The 21,370-nt window shown below is 67.8% G+C and carries 2 protein-coding genes; both read right to left on the reverse strand.

Going from position 1 to position 21,370, the window contains the following annotated elements:
- Positions 1–10: 10 nt before the first annotated feature.
- Complete coding sequence (locus GFY24_RS30180) at positions 11–13,765, reverse strand: non-ribosomal peptide synthetase (protein WP_153808497.1); 13,755 nt, start codon at positions 13,763–13,765, stop codon at positions 11–13.
- 233 nt (positions 13,766–13,998) lie between these two features.
- A complete protein-coding gene (locus tag GFY24_RS30185) occupies positions 13,999–21,348 on the reverse strand; it encodes a non-ribosomal peptide synthetase (RefSeq protein WP_153808498.1) in 7,350 nt (2,449 codons plus the stop codon).
- Positions 21,349–21,370 lie beyond the last annotated feature (22 nt).

The raw sequence follows: 21,370 nt of genomic DNA on the forward strand, positions 1-21,370 counted from the left end.
GGACGCAATGCTAGTGATCGATCCCCTCTCCGTGCTCGGCGAGCCCGCCCAAAGCCTGTACCCACCCCTGGACAAGGGCCTTGACCCGGTCGAGTTCGAGCGCCGCGCCGGCGAAGTCGAAGCGGGCGAGCAGGCCGTCGGCGGTGGTGTCTACGGTGATATCCAGGAAGAGGTCATCGGCGACCGCTTCCGGATACACCCGGGCGGGGCGCAGATCGCGGTAGCGGAAACCGATGCGGCCCTGCGGAAGTCCGCCGAGTACCGCGCCGGCCGCGGGGTTCAGATGCCGGAGCAGGCCGAAGCCCACGCCCTGGGATGGGACCGCGCGCAGCGCGTCCCGGATCTGGAGGATGGCCTGTCCGGCGGCCGGGCCACCCCGGCGTACCTCGTCGTGATCCACGCCGGTCGGGGCGAGCGGGAACGGGTAGGCGGTGCTGAACGCTCCGACGGTGTGGTCCGCGGCGGGATCGTCGCGGCGGCCGTCGGCCAGTAGCCGGACCACCGAACCCAGTGTGCCGCGCACCGATTCGCCGTCGTCGTCCCAGAGCGCGATGGCGAAGGCGGTGAGCAGCACCTCGTCGAGGGTGGCGGCGTAGCGGCGCGCGACCGCGTCGACGGCGGCGGCACCGGTCCCGGTAATGGCGACCGATACTCGCCCGCGTGCGCGATCCGCCGCGCGGTCGGGTTCGATACCCGCCGATGTCCCGGCCAATGTCATACGCCACCAGGTCAATTCGCCGACGGTGGCGGGATGCAGTGCCAGTTCGGCGGCCGCGCGCGCGAGCTCGGCCGGATTGCCGCCGATACTCGGGACGGTGCCGCCGTGGCCGCCCGACCAGGAGGCGGTCAGATCCTCGATGATGGTGCGCCACGAATGGTCGTCCACGACAAGGCCATTGGCGACCACGATCAGGACCGCGCCGGGTAGGTCGGCGGGGTCCAGGTTCGGATCCAGGTCGGGTGCAACGCCTTCCATCAGCACGAATCGAATATTGTGGCCGGTCGCCGGGTCGAGTTCGGCGGCGGCCGCGTGAATGACGGCCCCGATCGGATCGCCCACCGTCTCGACGGCCGGATCGACTCGCCACACCACGGCGTCACCGGAGTGCGATCGCACCGGGATTTCCAGGACGTGCCCGGTACCGTCCGGCCGCAACCGCGCCCAGAGCGCCGGATGCCGATCGCGCAGGCCCGCGACCGAACGCCGGACTCGGGAACCCGATATGCCGATGGCGATATCGAGGGCGATCGCTCGTACCCAGACGCCGACGGGCTCCGATTCCAGCAGGCTCGCGGCACCGGCCGGCAGCGGCGAGACATTGTCGACCGCGGTGCGCCGGTCCGAGATCGCGCGCACCGGCTGTTCACGGGGCGCGTCCGGCGCGAATACCGGCAGTACCTGCGTAACCGCACCCACCGACTGGTCGGCATTGAATGCCGAGAACGGCTGCACGATCGGAAGTACCTGCGTGACAGCCCAATCGGCGGCCTCGCTCGCGGGCGGGTCGAACGGGTCGGGGCCGGGTGCGAACAGATCGCTGGATGCCGCGAGTACGGCTTCGGATACGGCGAGGATGCTCTCGGCCCGCCGGTCGGCCGCTTCCAGCAGGGCGACCAGGGCCGGGCCGATAATGGCGAGGGCTTCGGTGCCGACCATGAGCTGATGGGTGGCCGGGACGGGGCGGTCGTTGATCGCTCCGGTGGTGAAGGGTTGCCAGTCGGCGGGTCCGTGCGGGTGCTCCCCCACCGCCCGGAATTCGGCCCGGAACAGCTCCATATCGCCGTCGAAAAGGCTTGGCCGGTAGGCGGCTCCGAGTTCGATGGTGCGGACCGCGCCGCGGTAGATGCGGCGCAGCCGGTCGAGGGTGAGCACCGCGAGATCGGCGGGGATGGCGTCGAGCAGGACCCGCAGGGCGTCGTCGCCGAGTTCTTGGAGGTCGCCCTCCGGGAAGTCCTGGACGCCGAGTGCGATGAACTCGTCCCGCAGCGCGGTGCGGAAGTCGGACATATCCGCATCCGGGTAGGCGTCCAGGATGGCCAGGACATCGGTCCGCTCCCCCTGCGCCCGGAGTTCGGTGGCAATGGCCTGGGCCAGGGTGCCGCCGAGCGAGTAGCCGAGCACCCGGTACGGGCCGTGTGGCTGGATAGCCCGCATCTCCAGGACATAGCGGCGCGCGACCTCGGTGAGCGATTCCGGCCAGTAGCCGGGCTCGGTCAAGGCCGGGGATTGCAGACCCAGAATCGGCTGGTCCTCGGGCAGGTAGCGCGCCAAACCTGCGTAGCACCAGGACATTCCGGCCATGGGCGGGGCACAGAACAGCGGCGTGCGCGTGCCCGTGGCGCGAATGGGCAGTACGACCCGCAATGCGGCATCGCCCTCGTCGGTAGCGCCCGTCTCGGTAGCGCTGTCCAGGGCCGCCGCGATCCGCGCGCCGAGGCTCGCCACGGTCGGATCGGTGAAGAACCACGCGACCATGACCTGTGCGCCGGTCAGCTTGCGCAACCGGCTCACCACCTGCGTTGCCAGCAGCGAGGTTCCGCCGAGGGAGAAGAAATCGTCGTCCCGGCCGACCCGCTCCGATCCGAGCACCTCGGCGAAGGCGGCCGCGACGGTCTCCTCCTGCGCGGAGGCCGGTGCGCGGTACTCCCGTTGTGCCAGTATGGGTTCCGGTAGCGCCTTGCGATCCAGTTTGCCGACCGGGGTCAGCGGCACCTCGTCGAGTAGCACGATGGCCGCGGGTACCATATGCGACGGCAGGCTGGCCGCGGCGAATTCGAGCAGTCGCTCCGGCTCCGGTGCGCGGCCGGGCACGCCCAGCACATAGGAGACGAGAACCGTTGCACCGGCGGCATTCTCGCGGCCGAGGGTGATGACGAAGTCCACGTCCGCGTGCTTTCCGAGTACGGCGTCGATCTCGCCGAGTTCGATACGGAAGCCGCGAATCTTCACCTGGAAATCCGAGCGCCCGACGTATTCGAGCTCCCATTTCGACTGCGGCACAGTCTGATCCGCGTCGCGCTCGGCCGGGTCGGCGTACCAGCGCACCACATCGCCGGTGCGGTACATGCGGGATCCTGGCTTGCCCCACGGATTGGCGATGAATCGCTCCGCGGTCAGCCCGCTGCGATTGCGGTAGCCGCGTGCCAGCGCGCCACCGGCCAGATACAGCTCACCCGCGACGCCCGGCGGCACCGGATTCAAACGCGAGTCCAGCACCAGCGCCGACATGCCGTGCACCGGTTGGCCGATGGTGATCCGGCGGCCCGGTGACAGGCGCGCGTAGGTCGAGATGATGGTGGTCTCGGTCGGGCCGTACGCATTGTGGTAATCCCGGCCCGGCTCCCATTTGGCCAGTAGCTCGGGTGTGGTCACATCGCCGCCGACCGACAGCATGCGCAGTCGGTCCTGATCGGCGGGGTCCAGGGTGCCGAGCACCGCCGGGGTCAGCACCGCGTGCGTCACCCGTTCGGCGCGAATGACCTCGCCGAGTTCGGGCCCGCCCATGATCTCCGCGGGCACGATCACCAGCGTCGCGCCGGTGTAGAACGCGCACACCCATTCCAGCACCGACGGATCGAAGCTCGGCGAGCAGATGTGCAGCATGCGATGTTCGGCGAGCAGGCGGTATCTGGCCACCGCGTGATCGGCGAGCCCGCCGAGTCCGGCATGGGTGACGGTGACGCCCTTGGGCAGGCCGGTGGAGCCCGAGGTGTAGATGACATACGCGGGATGCCGCATGCGCAGTGGGGCGAGACGATCCGCGTCGGTGATCGGTGCCGGGGACTGGCGCAGGCACTCCCCGTCGATGGCGGCGTCGTCCAGGCACAGCCAGTCCACCCCGCCCGGCAGGCCGTCGCGGTGCGCCGAACCCGTAATGCCCAGTACCGCACCGGAATCGGTGATCATGTGCCGGACCCGGTCGGCAGGGTACGCGGGATCGACGGGCACATGCGCACCGCCGGCCTTGGCGATGGCGATGACCGCGGCGACCATTTCGAAGGAGCGCGGGAAGGCCACCGCGACAAGCTTTTCCGGTCCCACACCACGTGCGATGAGTACGCGCGCGAGCTGCGAGGTGTAGTCGTCGAGTTCGCCGTAGCCGATCGAGTGGCCGCGATAGCGAATGGCAACGCGATCCCGCCCCAGATCGATTCCGGCGGTGAGCAGTTCGGGCAGCAGCGCGGTGGCCATCACCTCATCGGCGTGCACGGTGGTGAGCAGATGATGTTCATCATCGGTGAGAAGGGACAGATCGCCGACCTGGGTGTCACCGCGCTGGGTGATGGCCTGGAGCAGCCGGGTGAAGCGCCGCGCGAACTCCTGCACCGTGGCGTGGTCGAAAAGGTCACTGGCATAGGTGAATACCGCATCCATACCGGTGTCGTCCGAGGTCTCCCGCACGGTGAGCGAGAGGTCGAACTGTGAAGTCTGCACACCGGAATCGACTGCGGCAATGCGCAATCCGGGTAGTTCGAAGGTGTTGTCGTCCAGGTTCTCGAACGACAGCATGACCTGGAACAGTGGATTGCGGGCGGTGGAGCGCTCCGGATTGAGCAGCTCCACCAGACGTTCGAAGGGCAGGTCGGCATGCGCGAAGGCCGCCAGATCGGCCTCCTTCGTCCGTACCAGGAGTTCGGCGAAACTCAGTTCACCCGGCACCCGGGTGCGCAGTACCAGTGTGTTGACGAACATTCCGATCATGTCGTCGAGTTCGGCCTCACCGCGACCGGCCACCGGCGTGCCGATGACAATGTCGTCGGTGCCGGACAGCCTTGCCAGGAAGGCGGCCAGGGCGGTGTGCACCACCATGAACAGCGTGGCCTGCCGCGCCCGCGCCAGTGTGCGCAGGCGCTGTTGTAGCTCGGCGTCGATCCGGAAGACGACCTGCCCACCCGCGAAGGACTGCCGCGGCGGACGGGGTCGATCGGCGGGCAGGTTCAGCTCGTCGGGTAGTCCGGCGAGCGCCGTGCGCCAGTAGGCGGTCTGCGTCGAGATCACGCTCTCCGGATCGGATTCCGCGCCCAGCACCTCCCGCTGCCACAGCGTGAAATCGGCGTACTGCACCGGCAGTGGCATCCAGTAGGGCGCGTTGCCCTGGGCGCGCGCCAGATAGGCGGTCATGACATCGCGGGCGAGCGGGCCCATGGACCAGCCGTCCGCGCTGATGTGATGGGCCACGAACATGACCACATGCTCGGGGTCACCGGTCGATTCGACCCGGAACAGCTTGGCCCGCAGGGGAACTTCGGAGGTGACATCGAATCCGGCGGTGAGCTCGGCGGTCACCCGCTCCAGCAGTACCTCCGCCTCGACCGGCTCGGCGGTCAGGTTGGGTACCGCTCGATCGATGGGCAGCACCACCTGGTGCGCGATACCGTCCGTCTCCGGATACACCGTGCGCAGAGATTCGTGCCGCTCCATCACATCGCGCACGGCCGATCGCAGTGCGGCGGTGTCGAGTTCACCTTGCAGGCGCAGCACGGCGGGCACGTTGTAGGCCGAGTTGGTGGTATCCAACTGGTTGACGAACCACATGCGCTGCTGGGCGAGCGAGAGCGGAATCCGTTGCGGCCGTACCCGAGCCGCCAGCGGAATACGACTGCCGCTTCCCGATTGCGCCGCCAGGAAGGCCCCGAGCGCCATGACGGTGGTGGCCTCGAATACCACGCGCACCGGCACCCGGGTGTCCAGCGCCGCTCCGAGCCGCGCCACCAATTGGGTGGCGATGAGCGAATTTCCGCCCAGTTCGAAGAAGTCGTCATCGCGGCCGGCCCGCGGAACCCCGAGCACCTCGGCGAAGACATCCGCGACGGACTCTTCGATCGGTGTCTGCGGTGCGCGGTATTCCCGTTGCGCCAGTTCGGGTTCCGGTAGCGCGCGCCGGTCCAGCTTGCCGACCGGGGTGAGCGGGACCTCGTCCAGGACCACGATGGCGGCGGGCACCATATGCGCGGGCAGATACCGGCTCGCGTACTCGCGCAATCGCGCCTCGGTCGTTGTTCCCAGCACGTAGGAGACCAATATGGTTGCGCCGGAGGCATTCTCACGGCCGAGCGTCACCGCGAAATCGATATCGGGGTGCCCGGAGAGGACGGCGTCGATCTCGCCGAGTTCGATACGGTAGCCGCGGATCTTCACCTGGAAGTCGGTGCGCCCCAGGTACTCCAGTTCCCACTCGGCCCCGGCCGGAACCCAGCGAACCAGGTCACCGGTGCGGTACATACGGGTCCCCGGCCCGCCCCACGGGCAGGCCACGAAACGCTCACTGGTAAGTCCGGCGCGGCCCCGGTAGCCCCGCGCCAGCGCCGCACCGGTCAGGTACAGCTCACCCGCGACCCCCGGCGGTACCGGGCGCAGGCGCTCGTCCAGCACCAGCGCGGATACGCCGGGGATGGGCGCGCCGATCGTAATCCGCTGGTCTCCACCGAGATTCGCGAAGGTCGAGGTGATGGTCACCTCGGTCGGACCGTAGCTGTTCAGGTAACGGCGGCCCGGCTGCCATTTGGCCACGAGTTCGGCGCTGGTGGCCTCACCGCCCGTGGCCACCACCTCCAGCGCGTCCAGTCCGGCCGGATCGACCGTGCCCAGCATGGCCGGGGTGATCATGGTGTGCGTAACCCGTTCGGTGTGCAGCAGTTCGGCCAGCTCCGCACCGCCGACCACACCCGGTGGCACGATCACCAGGGTCGCACCGACGGAGAAGGTGTACAGCCACTCCTCCACGGACTGGTCGAAGCTCGGCGAGCAGACGTGCAGGAAGCGATGCTGAGCTGCCACAGCGCACAATTCGACCGCGTGCCGGACCAGTGGGCCCAGACCGGTGTGGGTGACGGTCACGCCCTTGGGCAGGCCCGTGGATCCGGACGTGTAGATCACGTAGGCGGGATGCTGTGGCCGCAGTGGCGCGAGCCGGTCCGTATCGGTCAGGGCGGCGGGCGATTCGACGGCGCAGAGCCGTTCGACAGTGGGATCGTCGAGGGCCAGCCACTCCAGGTCACCGGGTAGGGCCACTGCGAACTCGGCTCGGGTGAGCCCCACCGTCGCGCCCGAATCGGTGACCATATGCCGAATCCGGTCGACCGGGTAGACGGGATCGACGGGCACATACGCGCCGCCCGTCTTGGCCACCGCCCAGACCGCGGCGATCATGTCGTAGGAGCGGCTGATGGCCAGTGCCACAACCGATTCCGGGCCGATACCGCGCGAGATCAATACCCGCGCCAGCCGCGATGAGTAGTCGTCGAGTTCACCGTAGGTGAATGAGCGGCCTTGCCAGCGCACGGCGGTCCGGTCCCGGCCCAGGGCCACGCCCTTGGTGAGCAGGTCGGGTAGCAGGGTCGTGGTGTGAATGAGTTCCGGGGCGGAAACCCTTGTCAGCCGGTCATATTCGTCGACATCGAGGATCGGCAGCTCGCCGAGCGGAAGCTCCGGCGCGCGGGTGACAGCCTCCAGCAGGCGCACAAAACGCTCCGCGAATCGCTGCACCGTGGCGGCGTCGAACAGATCGGTAGCATACGTGAAGGACGCCGAGATGCCCTGTTGCACACCCCCTTCGGCAATCTCGACCATGGTCAGATCCAGGTCGAACTTGGTCACCGGCAGATCCAGCTCCACAGCGGAGACCGACATCTCCGGCAGCGAGAGCTCGGCCCGCGCCAGATTCTGCAGGGTGAGCGAGACCTGGAACAGTGGATGCCGCGCCTGCGAACGGGGCGGGTCCAGCAGCTCCACAATCCGTTCGAATGGCACATCGGCATGTTCGAAGGCCGCGAGATCGGTATGTCGCACGGCGGCGAGCAGATCGGTGAATCCGGCGGCCGGGTCCACCTCGGCGCGCAGCACCAGGGTATTGACGAACATGCCGATCAGATCATCGAGTTCGGCCGCGCCACGGCCCGCGATCGGTGCGCCGATGGCGATATCGCGGGTACCCGAGAGCCTGGCGAGCAAGGTGGCCAGGGCCGCGTGCAACACCATGAACAGGGTCGCATTGTGCTCCTGCGTGATTCGATGCAATCCGGCGTGCACCGCCGCATCGATCTCGAACAGCACGGTCCCGCCGTTGCTGGTGGACACCGCCGGCCGGGGGCGGTCGCCGGGTAGCTCCAGCTGATCGGGCAGACCCGCGAGAGAGGTACGCCAGAAGTCGAGCTGGCGCGCGAGCAGGGACTCCGAATCGGTGTCGTCGCCGAGGATTTCGCGCTGCCAGAGCGCGTAGTCGGCGTACTGCACCGGCAGTGGCGTCCACTGTGGGTCCAGCCCCTGCATGCGGCTCAGGTAGGCCGTCATGAGATCACGGGTGAGCGGTCCGGCGGAGAAACCGTCTCCGGCGATATGGTGCACCACACACACCAGTACATGATCATCAATGCCCAAGCGCAGCAGGCGAACTCGCAGCGGCGGCGCGATCGTCACATCGAATCCGGCAATGGCGGTCTCGGCCACCGCCGCCACAATGTTCTCCTCGCGGACATCGACCATGGGCACCGAGGGCATGGCGGCCGGATCGTCTACGGCCAGCACCAGCTGATGCCCGACGCCGTCCTGCTCGGGGTAGACGGTGCGGAGTACCTCGTGCCGCTCGATGAGGTCGCGCACGGCCGCACGCAGGGCGGGTACATCGAGCGGACCGGCGATGCGCAGCGCGGAGGGCAGGTTGTAGGTGCCCGCGGCGGTGTCGAAACGGTTCAGGAACCACATGCGCTGCTGCGCGTACGACAGCGGAATCAGTTCCGGCCGCCGCATCGGACGCAGTGGCGCGTAGGACGAATCCACCTGCTGTGCAATATATTCCGACAGTCCCGAGACGGTCGGCGTATCGAACAGGGCGCGCAGTGGCACGCGCGCTCCCAGCGCGCCACCGAGCCGGGCCACCACCTGGGTGGCGCTGAGCGAATTGCCGCCGAGTTCGAAGAAGTCATCGTCGGCTCCGACGGTCGCTACGCCGAGTACGACCGAGAACACCTCGGCCACGGAACGTTCGGCGCGTGAGGACGGTGCCCGGTAGGCGCGGGCCTGAAATTCGGGTTCCGGCAGGGCTTTCCGGTCCAGTTTGCCGCTGGCATTGAGCGGCATGGCAGCCAAGCGCACGACGGTGGCGGGCACCATATAGGACGGTAGCGACGCGCGAGCATGCTCGAGGACTTCCGAATCTGTTGCCACAGACTCGGATTCGAGAACGAGATACGCGACGAGCCGGTCACCGGTCGCGGCACGCACCAGACTGACCGCGGCACGATGCACCGCCGGGTGACTCAACAGCACCGTCTCGATCTCACCGAGCTCGACGCGCTGACCACGCAGCTTGACCTGGAAGTCACTGCGGCCCAGGTACTCCAGCGCATGGCCGATTCCGGCGGGGTCGGCGATCCACCGCACCACATCACCGGTGCGGTACAGCCGCGTACCGTCCGCATGTGCGACGAAACGCTCCGCGGTGAGCCCGGCCGCACCCGAATACCCGCGCGCCAGCTGCACTCCGGCCACATACAACTCACCGGCGGCACCGAATGGCACCGGCCGCAACTGCCGGTCCAACACGTGCACACGGGTATTGGCCACCGGGCTGCCGATCGGAACCGCCACGCCCGCAGCCCTTTCGGCGGGATGCGCGGTGACGACCGTGGCCTCCGCCGGGCCGTACCAGTTCACCAGGTCCGTCCCCGGCAGCACGGCGGCGAACTTGCCCGCCGTCTGCGCCGACAGCGCCTCACCGGCGGCGAACACCCAGCGCAGCCCGGGATTGCTCGCGGCCGGGCCGTCGAGATACGCCTCCAGCATGGACGGCACGAAATGCACCGAGGTGACGCCGCATTCGCCGATCATCCGCGCGATATAGGCGGGATCACGATGCCCGTCCGGCTCCGCGATCAGCACCGTCGCGCCGGTCTGCAACGGCCAGAACAACTCCCACGTGGAGATGTCGAAGGTGATCGGCGTCTTGTGCAGCACCACATCACCGGCACCGTGCGGGTACGTACGCTGCGCCCAGCGGAATTGATTGGCCATCTGCCGATGCGTGATCACCACGCCCTTGGGCCGGCCGGTCGAGCCCGAGGTGTAGATGACATAGGCGGCATTGTCCGGGCGCACCCGAGCCGATCCGACGAAATCGATCGACGCCGCACCCGCGAGCGCGTCGACCAGGAAAAGCGGTACACCCGAATCGGTTTCGAAACCATCACCGCTGCGGGTCAGCACACAGACCGGTGCCGCACTTGCCAGCACATACTCATTGCGTTCGGCCGGATGATCCGGATCGACCGGCACATACGCACCGCCGGCGCGCAGTACCGCGTAGATGGCCACGACCAGATCGATACCCCGCCGCATCGCCACCGCGACCCGCGATTCGGTCCCGACGCCCCGCAGTGTCAGCTCCCGTGCGAGTTTCCGCGAGCGAGTATCCAGTTCTGTATACGTCAGCGCGCGGTCCTCGAATATCACCGCGTTCGAGAACGGCGTCCGCGCCACCTGCGCGTCGAAAAGGGTGAGCAGCGTCGAATCATCCAGCAGCTCGGCCACTTCGGTGGCGTTCACCTCGGCCAGCGCCGTGCGCTCGCTGTCGATGAGCGCGTCCACCTCGGCGACCCGCGCCCGCGGTTCGGCTCCGAATCGGTTGAGCAGCAGTGCGAATCGCCGGGCGAGCGCCTCGGCGGCGGGCTCGTCGAACAGGTCCCGCAGGTACTTGAGGTTGACCCGGAGCGTTTTGCCGGGCGTCACCATGACCGTGATCGGATAGTGCGTGCCATTGACCGCGGCGGTGCCGAGCAGCCCGACCTCGTCGATCGGCGCGGCGGCATGATCCAGGGCCGCGGCATCGACCGGGAAGGAGGCGAAGACCACCAGCGAGTCGAATATGCCGTCGACACCGGCGATTTCCTGAATCTCGCCGAGAGCCAGATAGTGGTGGTCCAGCAGCGCGGCCTGTTCATCCTGGAGCCGGCGCAATACCTCGGTGAGGGTGTCGGCGGGGTGCAGGCGCACCCGGACCGGAATGGCATTGAGGAACAGGCCGATCATGGTCTCGATCCCCGCCAGTTGCGGCGGGCGACCGGAGACGGTCGCACCGAAGACCACATCGTCGCGATCGGTGCCGCGCCCGATGAGCAGACCCCAGGCGGCCTGCACGATCGTATTCAGGGTGACGCCGGTCTCGGTGGCCACCCGGCCCAGCGCGGCGGTCTCCTCGGCGGTGAGTTCGAAGCCGAATTCGCCTATACCGGCGGAGATTTCGCGTGATCGATCCACCGGTGCGAGTGGCGACGGCTCGGTGAACCCGTCGAGCGCGTCCCGCCACGCGGCCCTGGCGGCGTCCTGATCCTGTCCCGCGAGCCAGGCCAGATAGTCGCGGTACGAGCGTGGCGGCGGCAGCGCCTCCGTCTCGCCGTTCAGGGCGTAGAGCGCGAACATATCCTGCATGAGCAGCGGCAGCGACCAGCCATCGAGCAGGATGTGATGGCTTGTGACCCACAGCCGGTATCGGTCGGGCGCGATGCGCACCAGGGTGAAGCGCAGTAGCGGCCCGGCGGCCATATCGAAGTGCGCGGCCAGGTCCGCGGCCATCAACCACGCGGTTTTGGCGACCGGCTCATGGGGTTCACTCTCGCCGAGATCCAGGTAGCGCCAAGGCACTTCGACTTCATCCAGGACGACCTGGATCGGATCGCCCTGCGCATCCTGGGCGAACACCACGCGCAGATTCACATGCCGGTCCAGTACGGCCTGCGCGACCGCGTGCAACCGCGCGATATCGATATCGCCGCCCAGATCGACGCTGAACTGCGTCATGTACGCGTCGACCGAGGATTCGGCCAGCAGCGCGTGGAACAGCATGCCCGACTGCAGGGGCGTGAGCGGCCAGATATCGGACATGGCCGGGTAGGTCCGGCGTAGTCGCTCCAGCTCGGTCTCGCCGAGCCGCACCAGCGGACCGGTGACAGCCTCGGGTACCGCCACTGATTCCACTGTGACAGTGGCGATTTCGGCGAGCGCGGCCACGGTGCGATTCGCGAACAGATCCTTGGGTTTGAACACCACCCCGTGCGCCCGTGCGCGCGACACGATCTGAATGGCGGTAATGCTGTCCAGGCCGAGTGCGAAGAGATCGTCGTCCAGACCGATCCGCCGCACGGGCAGCACCTGCGCCAGCACATTGGTAATGGTCTGCTGCACAGCGGTTTCCGGTGCCCGGTACGCGGTCGTGGGTAGCACCGGGGCGGGCAATGCGGCGCGATCCAACTTGCCGACGGGAGTCAGCGGAATCCGCTCCAATACGGTGACCGCCGCAGGCACCATATGCGCGGGCAAGCGGCTTTCGGCCAGCTCGATCAATTCGGCTTCGTGTCCGGCGGCCAGTTCGGCTCCATGCACGTAGGAGACCAGTACCGTTGCGCCACTGTCGAGTTCATGTCCGACGGTCACCGCGAAATCGACCGACTCGTGCCCGGCCAATACCGCGTCGATCTCCTCGAGCTCGATCCGCAGACCGCGGATCTTCACCTGGAAGTCATTACGCCCCAGATACTCCAGCTCACCATCGGAGGTCCAGCGCACCAGATCACCGGTGCGGTACAGCCGAGAACCATTGCCCTCGAACGGATCAGCCACGAACCGCGCCGCGGTGAGCTCCGACCGCCCGTGGTATCCGCGCGCGAGCAGCGCACCCGCCACATACAGTTCACCCGGCTCCCCGGATGGCACCGGCCGCAGCCGCTCATCCAGCACGTGTACGACCGCACCGCGAATGGCCGCGCCGATGGTGACCGGCCGGTCCGGGAACAGCTCCGCGCAATTGGTCCAGATGGTGGTCTCGGTCGGACCATAGCCATTGAGCAGGCGGCGTTCGCCTTCGACTGCCCAGCGCCGCACCAGTTCCGGTGGGCACGCCTCACCGGCCGCCAGCACTACCCGCAGCTGATCGAGTCCGCTCGGGTCCAATGAGGCCAGTACGGACGGCGTGATCACCGCATGGCTGACGCACTCCCGCGCCAGCAGCGCGCCCAGATCCGCACCGCCATAGACCTCCGGCGCGGCAACGACCAGCGTCGCCGCCGACCCCAGTGCCATGAGCAGTTCGAAGACCGAGGCGTCGAAGGAGGGCGAAGCCACCTGTAGCACCCGTGATTCCGAGGTGAGATCGAACTGTACGCGCTGTTCCGCACAGAGATTCGCGAGTCCCGCATGGGTGACCAGGACGCCCTTGGGCAGGCCGGTCGAACCCGAGGTGTAGATGGCATACGCGGGGTGCTCGCCGCGCAGTGGGCGCACCCGATCCGCATTGATGATCATCTCGGCCGGGAAACCCGGTAGGGCATCGGCGAATTCGGCACTGTCGAGGGCCAGCCAGGGCACCGTGGCCGGGAGGGCTGCGTGCTTCTCGGCAATCGTCAGTCCGAGCACGGCACGGGAATCGGTGACCATGTGCAGTACGCGATCGGCCGGATAATTCGGATCAACCGGGACAAATCCGGCACCGGTCTTGGCAACCGCCCACACCGCGACCACGGACTCGACCGAACGCGGAATGGCTACCGCGACCAGATCCTCCGGACCCACGCCCCGCTCGATCAACAGATGAGCAAGGCGGGTAGACCGCTCGTCGAGTTCGGCATAGCTCAGCCGTGCGAGGGTGCCGGCGGCGTCGGCCAGTATCAGCGCGATCCCGTCCGGATCGATCTCGACAGCGCTGTAGATGAGCTGCGGCAGTGTGGTTATGCGCTGCCGCCGATTCCGGCTCGACCGTGCGCGAACCATATGGGTCATGCCGGCACCGCTGGAATTTCGCAGTGCCGTTCCCCGCCCCGAATCATGAAATTGTCCCGACCTATCCAGTAACCCGGGCGGTCCCGCCGCACCCCGAACCGAGTTGGGGACGTGGAGCGGTGCCGCCTTTCTTCGCTAACAGTCGGAGGATAACCGGTGATTGCGAATAATCAGGGGCGATTCAGGACACAGCGGAGCGGACCGTCTGGGACGACGGCCCGCTACCTCTCTTACTACTGGTGAACGGCTGGCATACCCGGAATGACCAGTGTGATCACGTTTTCCGAAGCATTTCCCTGTGCGGCTTCGGGCAGAATCAAGGCCTGCAGGTCATCCGGGGTGTCCGCACCGAGATCGACCATGCCGGAGCGATCGGCGAACAGGTGCGTGACCCATTCATCGGCCAATGCCTCAGACAGCTCGAACGCGGTGTCCGCCAGCACCACTGATGCACCGACCACACCGGCTGAGACCAGCTCCACAAGCGCGAGCGCCGCGTCCGGTGCACCGGTGTGCAGCGTCCGGGACTCGAAGGTGAGCCCGGTTGCGGTGCGCACCCGATCGGCGGTGGCGGCCAACCCGTCATAGGTCAGTACCGCACCGCCCGCGACATACGCCGCGTCATCGCCGCGCAGCGCCCGGGTGCGGCTGGCATAGGTGACCGGACGCTTGGATTCGGCCGAGATCTGCGCTGCCACCTCCGGATCGTCCAGCACCAGCCATTCGATCCCGACGGCGGTCGCCGGGGCGAAACCGCTTGTCACACCGACCTTCACATCCAGGCCGGGCGCGGCGGAGGCCGCCAGGGGCACCAGCATGGCACCGGCCTTGAGCACCGCCCAGGTGGCCACGGCCTGCTCCACACCGCGCGCCAGATGCACCAGCACACCGGTGCCCGGACCGCTGCCGTGCGCGATGAGCACGCGAGCCAGTCGCGAGGACCGGGCGTCGAGTTCCTGGTAGGTCACGGCCTCGTCGCCCCATGCCAGGGCCGGACCGTCCGGATCGTCCTCGACCGCGGTGGTCAGCACCTGGGTGAGCGCCGCACCGCGGGTGGTCGGGCTCGTCGGTTCGGGCTCCATCGATACCTGCTGTGCCACACCGGTTTCCGGTGCGCCGAGCAGGTCGAGATCGGCGACCGCGAGATGCGGATCGGCCGCCACGGCGGTGAGAATCCGCTCCAGCACCTGCCCGAAGGCATCGACCGTCGCCTCGTCGAAAAGGTCTGTGGCGTAAGCGAAGATGACATCCAGATCACCGAGCGCGCCGTCCGCACCGGGCTGCGGCTCCATACTGATCTGCAGATCGAATTTGGCCGCCGCCAATTCGGTATCGATGGCGGACACCCGCAGCCCGGGCAGCTCCAGCACCGGAGTCTCGGTGTTTTGCAGTGAAAGCACCACCTGCAGTAGCGGATTCGCGGCGGTACGGCCCGCGGCCGCCACCTCCGAGACCCGCTCGAACGGCACATCGGCATTGGCGAAGGCGTTCAGGTCGGTCTCCCGGGCCTGTGCCACCAGCGCGTCGAACGGTGCGGCGATATCGACCTGGGTGCGCAGCGTCAGGGTATTGACGAACATGCCGACCAGATCGTCCAGCGCGCGTTCACCACGACCCGCCACCGCGGTGCCGATCACCACGTCACCATTGCCGGACAATCGCGCCAGCCAGGCCGCGACGGCCGCGTGCACCACCATGAATAGAGACGCGTTATGTTGGCGCGCAATACGATTCAATCCGGCGTGCACCTCGGCGGGCAGGCTGAAGTCCAGGAACGCGCCCGCCATGGTGGAGGCGGGGGTGCGCGGGCGGTCCAGCGGCAGGCTCGGGGTCGGCGACAGGCCGGCCAGCTGCTCCCGCCAGAACGCCAATTGACTTGCGGCCGGGGAGTTCTCGTCCGAATCCACCCCGACCACCGCGCGCTGCCACACCGCGAAATCGGCGTACTGCACCGGCAGCGGTGTCCAGTTCAGGTCCTGCCCGGCGGCGCGTGCCAGGTAGGCGGTCATGAGATCGCGTGCCAGCGGAGCCATGGAGGCCCCGTCGGCGGAGATGTGATGCGCCACCAGGACCAGCAGGTAATCGTCCGGATCATCACCGGTAATGAGCCGCACTCGCACCGGAACCCGCTGTGCCACATCGAATCCGGTGAAAACCAGTTCGCCGACGCGCGCGCCGATGTCCTGCGCCCGCTCCACCTCGAGACCGGCGGGCAGCACCTCGGCCACCGACAGAATGTCCTGGTAGGCGGACGCGCCCGGCGCCGACTCCGGATAGCGGGTGCGCAGCACCTCGTGCCGGGTCAGCACATCCTCGACGGCCTGGCGCAGCGCGGGCACATCGAGTGCGCCCTGCAGGCGGATGGCCATGGGGATGTTGTAGGCCGGGGAATCCGGATCGAACTGGTTCAGCACCCACATGCGCTGCTGCGCCAGCGAGAGCGGCACCCGCGCGGGCCGCTCCCCCGCGATCAGCGGCGGACGGGCGCCCGCACCCGTGCCCGGGACGATGCGCGCGGCCAGTCCGGAGACCGTAGAGGTCTCGAACAGTTCGCGCACAGCCACATTGGTGTCCAGGGCCTCGTTCACCCGTGCCACCGCCCGGGTAGCGATCAGCGAATTACCGCCCAGGTCGAAGAAGTCGTCATCCGAGCCCACCCGGTCGGTGCCGAGCAGATCGGCGAAGACACCCGCCACGATCTCCTCGATGGGGGTGGCCGGAGCGCGGAACGTCTTGGCCTCGAAAACCGGTGCGGGCAGCGCCTTTCGATCCAGCTTGCCGGAGGCATTGAGCGGGAACTCGTCCAGCACCAGCAGCGCGGACGGCACCATGTACGACGGAAGTATTTGCGCCAGAGCGGATTTCAGCTCATCGGCGAGATCGCCGCTGCGCTCGTTACCGGCCACCACGTAGCCGATCAACTGATCGCCCGCGTGTGCGTCCGCGCGCACCACGACCACGGCCTGGGTGACCTCCGGCCGCGCCAGCAGCGCCGCCTCGATCTCACCCAGTTCGATGCGCAGACCGCGCAGCTTCACCTGGAAGTCGGTGCGCCCCAGGTACTCCAAGCGCGGGGAGGCGGAGCGCTCACCCTCGGTATCCCACTTCACCAGGTCGCCGGTGCGGTACATGCGGGCGCCGTGCTCGAACGGATCGGCCACGAACCGGTCCGCGGTCAGATCCGGCCGCGCCACATAGCCGCGCGCCAACTGCACGCCCGCCAGATACAGCTCACCCGCGACGCCCACCGGCACCGGGTTGAGCCGCGAATCCAGCACGTACACCCGGGTATTGAAGACGGGCGCACCGATCGGCACCGAGACCGTATCGGCCGAGGTCACCTCGTGATAGGTGACGTCGACCGCGGCTTCGGTGGGACCGTACAGATTGTGTACCCGCGCGCCGGTCAGCTCGCGCAGCTTCTGCGCGGTGCCACCCGGCAGCGCCTCACCGGAGGCGAATACCTGCCGCAGCCGCAGTCCGGAGGCCCCCGAACCGCCGAGTGTGCTCACGAAGACCGAGAGCATGGACGGCACGAAATGCGCTGTGGTGATGCCCTGTTCGGCAATGATCTGCGCCAGATAGGCCGGGTCGCGATGCCCGTCCGGCTTGGCGACCACCAGGCGCGCACCGGCCTGCAAGGGCCAGAAGAACTCCCATACCGACACGTCGAAGGTGGCCGGAGTCTTCTGCAGCACAGCGTCTTCGGCGGTGAGCCGGTACTGCGCCTGCATCCACACCAGGCGGTTCACGATCGCGCGGTGGCTGACCGCCACACCCTTGGGCTTACCCGTCGAACCGGATGTGAAGATCACGTACGCCGTATTGTCCGGCCGCAGTGGCTGATTGCGCTCGGCATCGGTGATCCGCGCACCGTCCAGGCCCTGTGCCGCCTGCTCCAGATCCTCCACCTTCAGCGTGGTGATGGTCCGCCCGGCGGCGAAATCATCCGCGTACGTGGTCAGGATCATCCGCGGCTGCGCGGTTTCGAGAATGTGGCCGATCCGATCGAGGGGCTGATCCGGATCGATCGGCACATACGCCGCGCCCGCCTGCACCACCGCGTACATGGCGACCACGAGCTCGGTGGAGCGCCGAATGGCAAGGGCCACCAGGGCTTCCGGCTCCAGCGCGAACTGGCCCATCATGAGCCTGCGCGCCAAACGATTGGCCCGCTGCTGCAATTCGCGGTAGGTGAGCCACTCGTCCTCGAAGACCAGTGCGACGGCATCGGGGGTGGCCGCCGCCTGCGCGTCGAACATCGAGACCAGCGTCGGCGAAATGCCTTCCGGCAGACCGACGGCCGCCTCCAGATCGAATCCGGTGGCATTCCAATCGCGCACCACGCGCTGGCGTTCGGCGGCGTCGAAGAGGGCGATATCGCCGACCGGCGCACCGGGATCGGTGCTGACCGCCGCCAGTATCCGTTCGAAGCGCTCGGCGAACACCGCGACCGTAGACTCGTCGAAAAGGTCCAGGGCATAAGAGAATTCGGCCGCCAGCCCGCTGGCGTCGCCGCGCTCGTCGTACGATTCGGCCATGGTGAGCTGCAGGTCGAACTTGGCGAACGGGATCTCCAGATCCGCACCCGCCACGCTCAGCCCGGGCAGTTCCAGTCGGGTCGGAGCCATATTCTGGAAGGCCAGCATGACCTGGAACAGCGGATTGCGGGCCTGTGAGCGCGCCGGATCGAGCAGTTCCACCAGGCGTTCGAACGGCACATCTACGTGGCCGAAGGCGCGAACATCGTTGTCGCGCACCTGCTTCAGCAGCTCCTCGAAGCTGATGGCGGGGTCGATATCGGTGCGCAGTACCAGGGTGTTGACGAACATGCCGATGAGATCGTCGAGTTCGGCCGCACCGCGCCCGGCCACCGGTGTGCCGATGGCGATATCGCGGGTGCCGGACAACCGTGCCAGCAATACCGCCAGCGCCGAGTGCACGACCATGAAGAGGGTGGTGTTGCGGGTGTCGGCCATGCGCCGAGCCGCCGCGTACACCTCATCGCTGATTCGGAAGCCGAAGGTGCCACCCCGGTAGGAGGCGACGGGCGGGCGGGGGCGATCGCTGGGCAGTACCAGCTCGTCCGGCAGATCGTCGAGCGTCTCACGCCAGTACGAAATCTGTTGCGCCAGTAGCGATTCCGGATCGTCCTCGCTGCCGAGGGTTTCCCGCTGCCAGACCGCGTAGTCGGCGTAGTGCACGTCGAGCGGCGCCCACTCCGGCGCCCGGCCATTTGCCCGCTCGGCATAGGCGGTGACCAGGTCACGCGCCAGCGGTCCCATGGACACACCATCGGCCGAAATGTGGTGCACGGTCGCGACGAGCACATGCTCCTGCGGCGCAATCCGCAAGAGCCGCAATCGAATCGGCGGCGCGCTCGTGACATCGAAACCCGCGCCGACGATTTCGGCCACCCGCTCCGGAATCTCGGCGACCTGAATATCGACCAGTGCCAGCTCCGGCACCGCGCGCGGATCATCGACCGGCAGGACCAGCTGGTAGCCCTCGCCGTCGACCTCCGGATAGATGGTCCGCAGCACCTCGTGCCGGGCGACGAGATCGCGCGCCGCGGCCCGCAGCGCCTCGACATCGATGGCACCGCTCAAGCGCACGGCCAGTGGAATATTGTCCACCGCGCTGTCGGGATCGAAACGGTTCAGGAACCACATGCGCTGCTGCGCGAAGGACAGCGGCACCCGGTCCGGGCGCGGCAGCGAACCCAGCGCCGGTCCGGCGGCCGGAGCCGTCTCGCCGTCGAGGTGCTGGGCCAGCGCGGAGACCGTGGAGGCTTCGAACAGCACGTGTACGGGCACACGCACATCCAGTGCCGTGCCGATGCGCGCGGCGGCCTGCGCGGCCAGCAGCGAGTTGCCGCCGAGCTCGAAGAAGTCATCGTCCGCACCCACGCGCGCATCCGCATTGTCCGGAATCAGCAGGGTCGCGAAGACCTGCGCGATCGCCGCTTCGGTCGGAGTCGCGGGCGCACGGAATTCGCGGGCGGCGAAGACCGGCTCCGGCAAGGCATTTCGATCCAGCTTGCCGACCGGCGTCAGCGGAATCTCGTCCAGCAGCACGATGGCGGCGGGGACCATGTACGCGGGCAGCGACTCGCCCACGAACTCGGCCAGTTCGGCGGGGTCGAGAGTCGTTCCGGGACGCGGCAATACGTAGGAGACCAGCGCGACCGCACCGGAGGGCAGCGTCTTACCCAGCGTCGCCGCGTAATCCACATCGGCGTGCGCGGTGAGTGCGTTGTCGATCTCGCCGAGCTCGATACGCAGACCGCGAATCTTGACCTGGAAGTCCGAACGGCCCAGGTATTCGATAACCCCTGTTTCGGTCCGCTTCACCAGATCGCCCGTGCGGTACAGCCGCGCCCCGGGCACTCCGGTCGCGTCGCCGAATGGGCTGGCCACGAATCGTTCCGATGTCAACCCGGGTCGACGGTTATAGCCCTGCGCCAGCGCCGGACCCGATAGATAAAGCTCGCCCACCACGCCGTCCGGCACCGGCCGCAGCCGCGCGTCCAGGACGAACACACCCACACCGGGGACGGCGGAACCGATGGTCACGGCCTCGCCCGGCAGCAGCGGCGCGCTACTGGTGGCGAGAATCGTCGCCTCGGTCGGCCCGTAGCCGTTGTAGAAGGCACGCTCCTCGGTGGCCCAGCGGCTCACCAGCTCCGGCCCGAACTTGTCACCGGCCACCACGACCGTGCTGAGCTCGGTCAATCCGGCCGGATCCACCGACTCCAGTGCGCCGGGGGTGATCAGTACATGCGAAACCCGTTCGCGGACCAGCAGTTCCGCGAGTTCGATACCACCGAAGACCCCGGCGGGCGCGATCACCAGCGTGGCACCGGCGGTGAACGCCAGCATGAGCTCCAGCACCGAGACGTCGAAGCTCGGCGAACACACATGCAGCACCCGGGAATCCGCGGTGACGTCGTAATGCTCGCGCTCGGCCGCCACCAGCCCGGCCAGGCCGGTATGCGTGACCACCACGCCCTTGGGCTTACCGGTGGAACCGGAGGTGTAGATGACATACGCCGGATGCTGCTCGGTGAGCGGGCGCACCCGATCGGCGTAGGAGATGGGGTGCGAGGGATGCGCGGCAATCCGCTCCGCGCGCACCGGATCATCCAATTCGATCCAGTAGGTTGCGGTCCCGAGCGAGGCCCGATGCTCGCGCGTGGTCAGACCCAGCACCGCACCGGAATCGGTGAGCAGATGCTCGATGCGATCCGGCGGATAGGCCGGATCCACCGGCACATAGGCCGCACCGGTTTTCGCGATAGCCCATACGGCGAGCACGGATTCGATGGAGCGGGTGATACCGATGGCGACCATATCGCCGGGGCCCACCCCGCGCTCGATCAGTTCCCGCGCCAGCTGGGACGACTGCGCGTCCAGGTCGCGATAGTCGATCTCCCGCTGGTCGGCGGGGTCGCCGGTCGGATTGAACCGGACGGCAATGGCATCGGCCGCGGACTCGACCGCGGCGGTGAGAAGCTGCCCGAAAAGAGGGCTGCCGGACCGACGCCGACGATTACCGCGAGCTGTACGGCGGGCAGTATCCATTCGAGTGCATTCACCTCTCGGG

Origin of the sequence: Nocardia sp. SYP-A9097, assembly GCF_009649815.1 — a bacterium.
Classification (GTDB): Bacteria; Actinomycetota; Actinomycetes; order Mycobacteriales; family Mycobacteriaceae; genus Nocardia.

What these genes read in the sequence shown, in the direction of transcription:
- GFY24_RS30180 (WP_153808497.1), bottom strand. Translation starts at nt 13,765, where the DNA reads ATGACCCATATGGTTCGCGCACGGTCGAGCCGGAATCGGCGGCAGCGC.
- GFY24_RS30185 (WP_153808498.1), bottom strand. Translation starts at nt 21,348, where the DNA reads ATGGATACTGCCCGCCGTACAGCTCGCGGTAATCGTCGGCGTCGGTCC.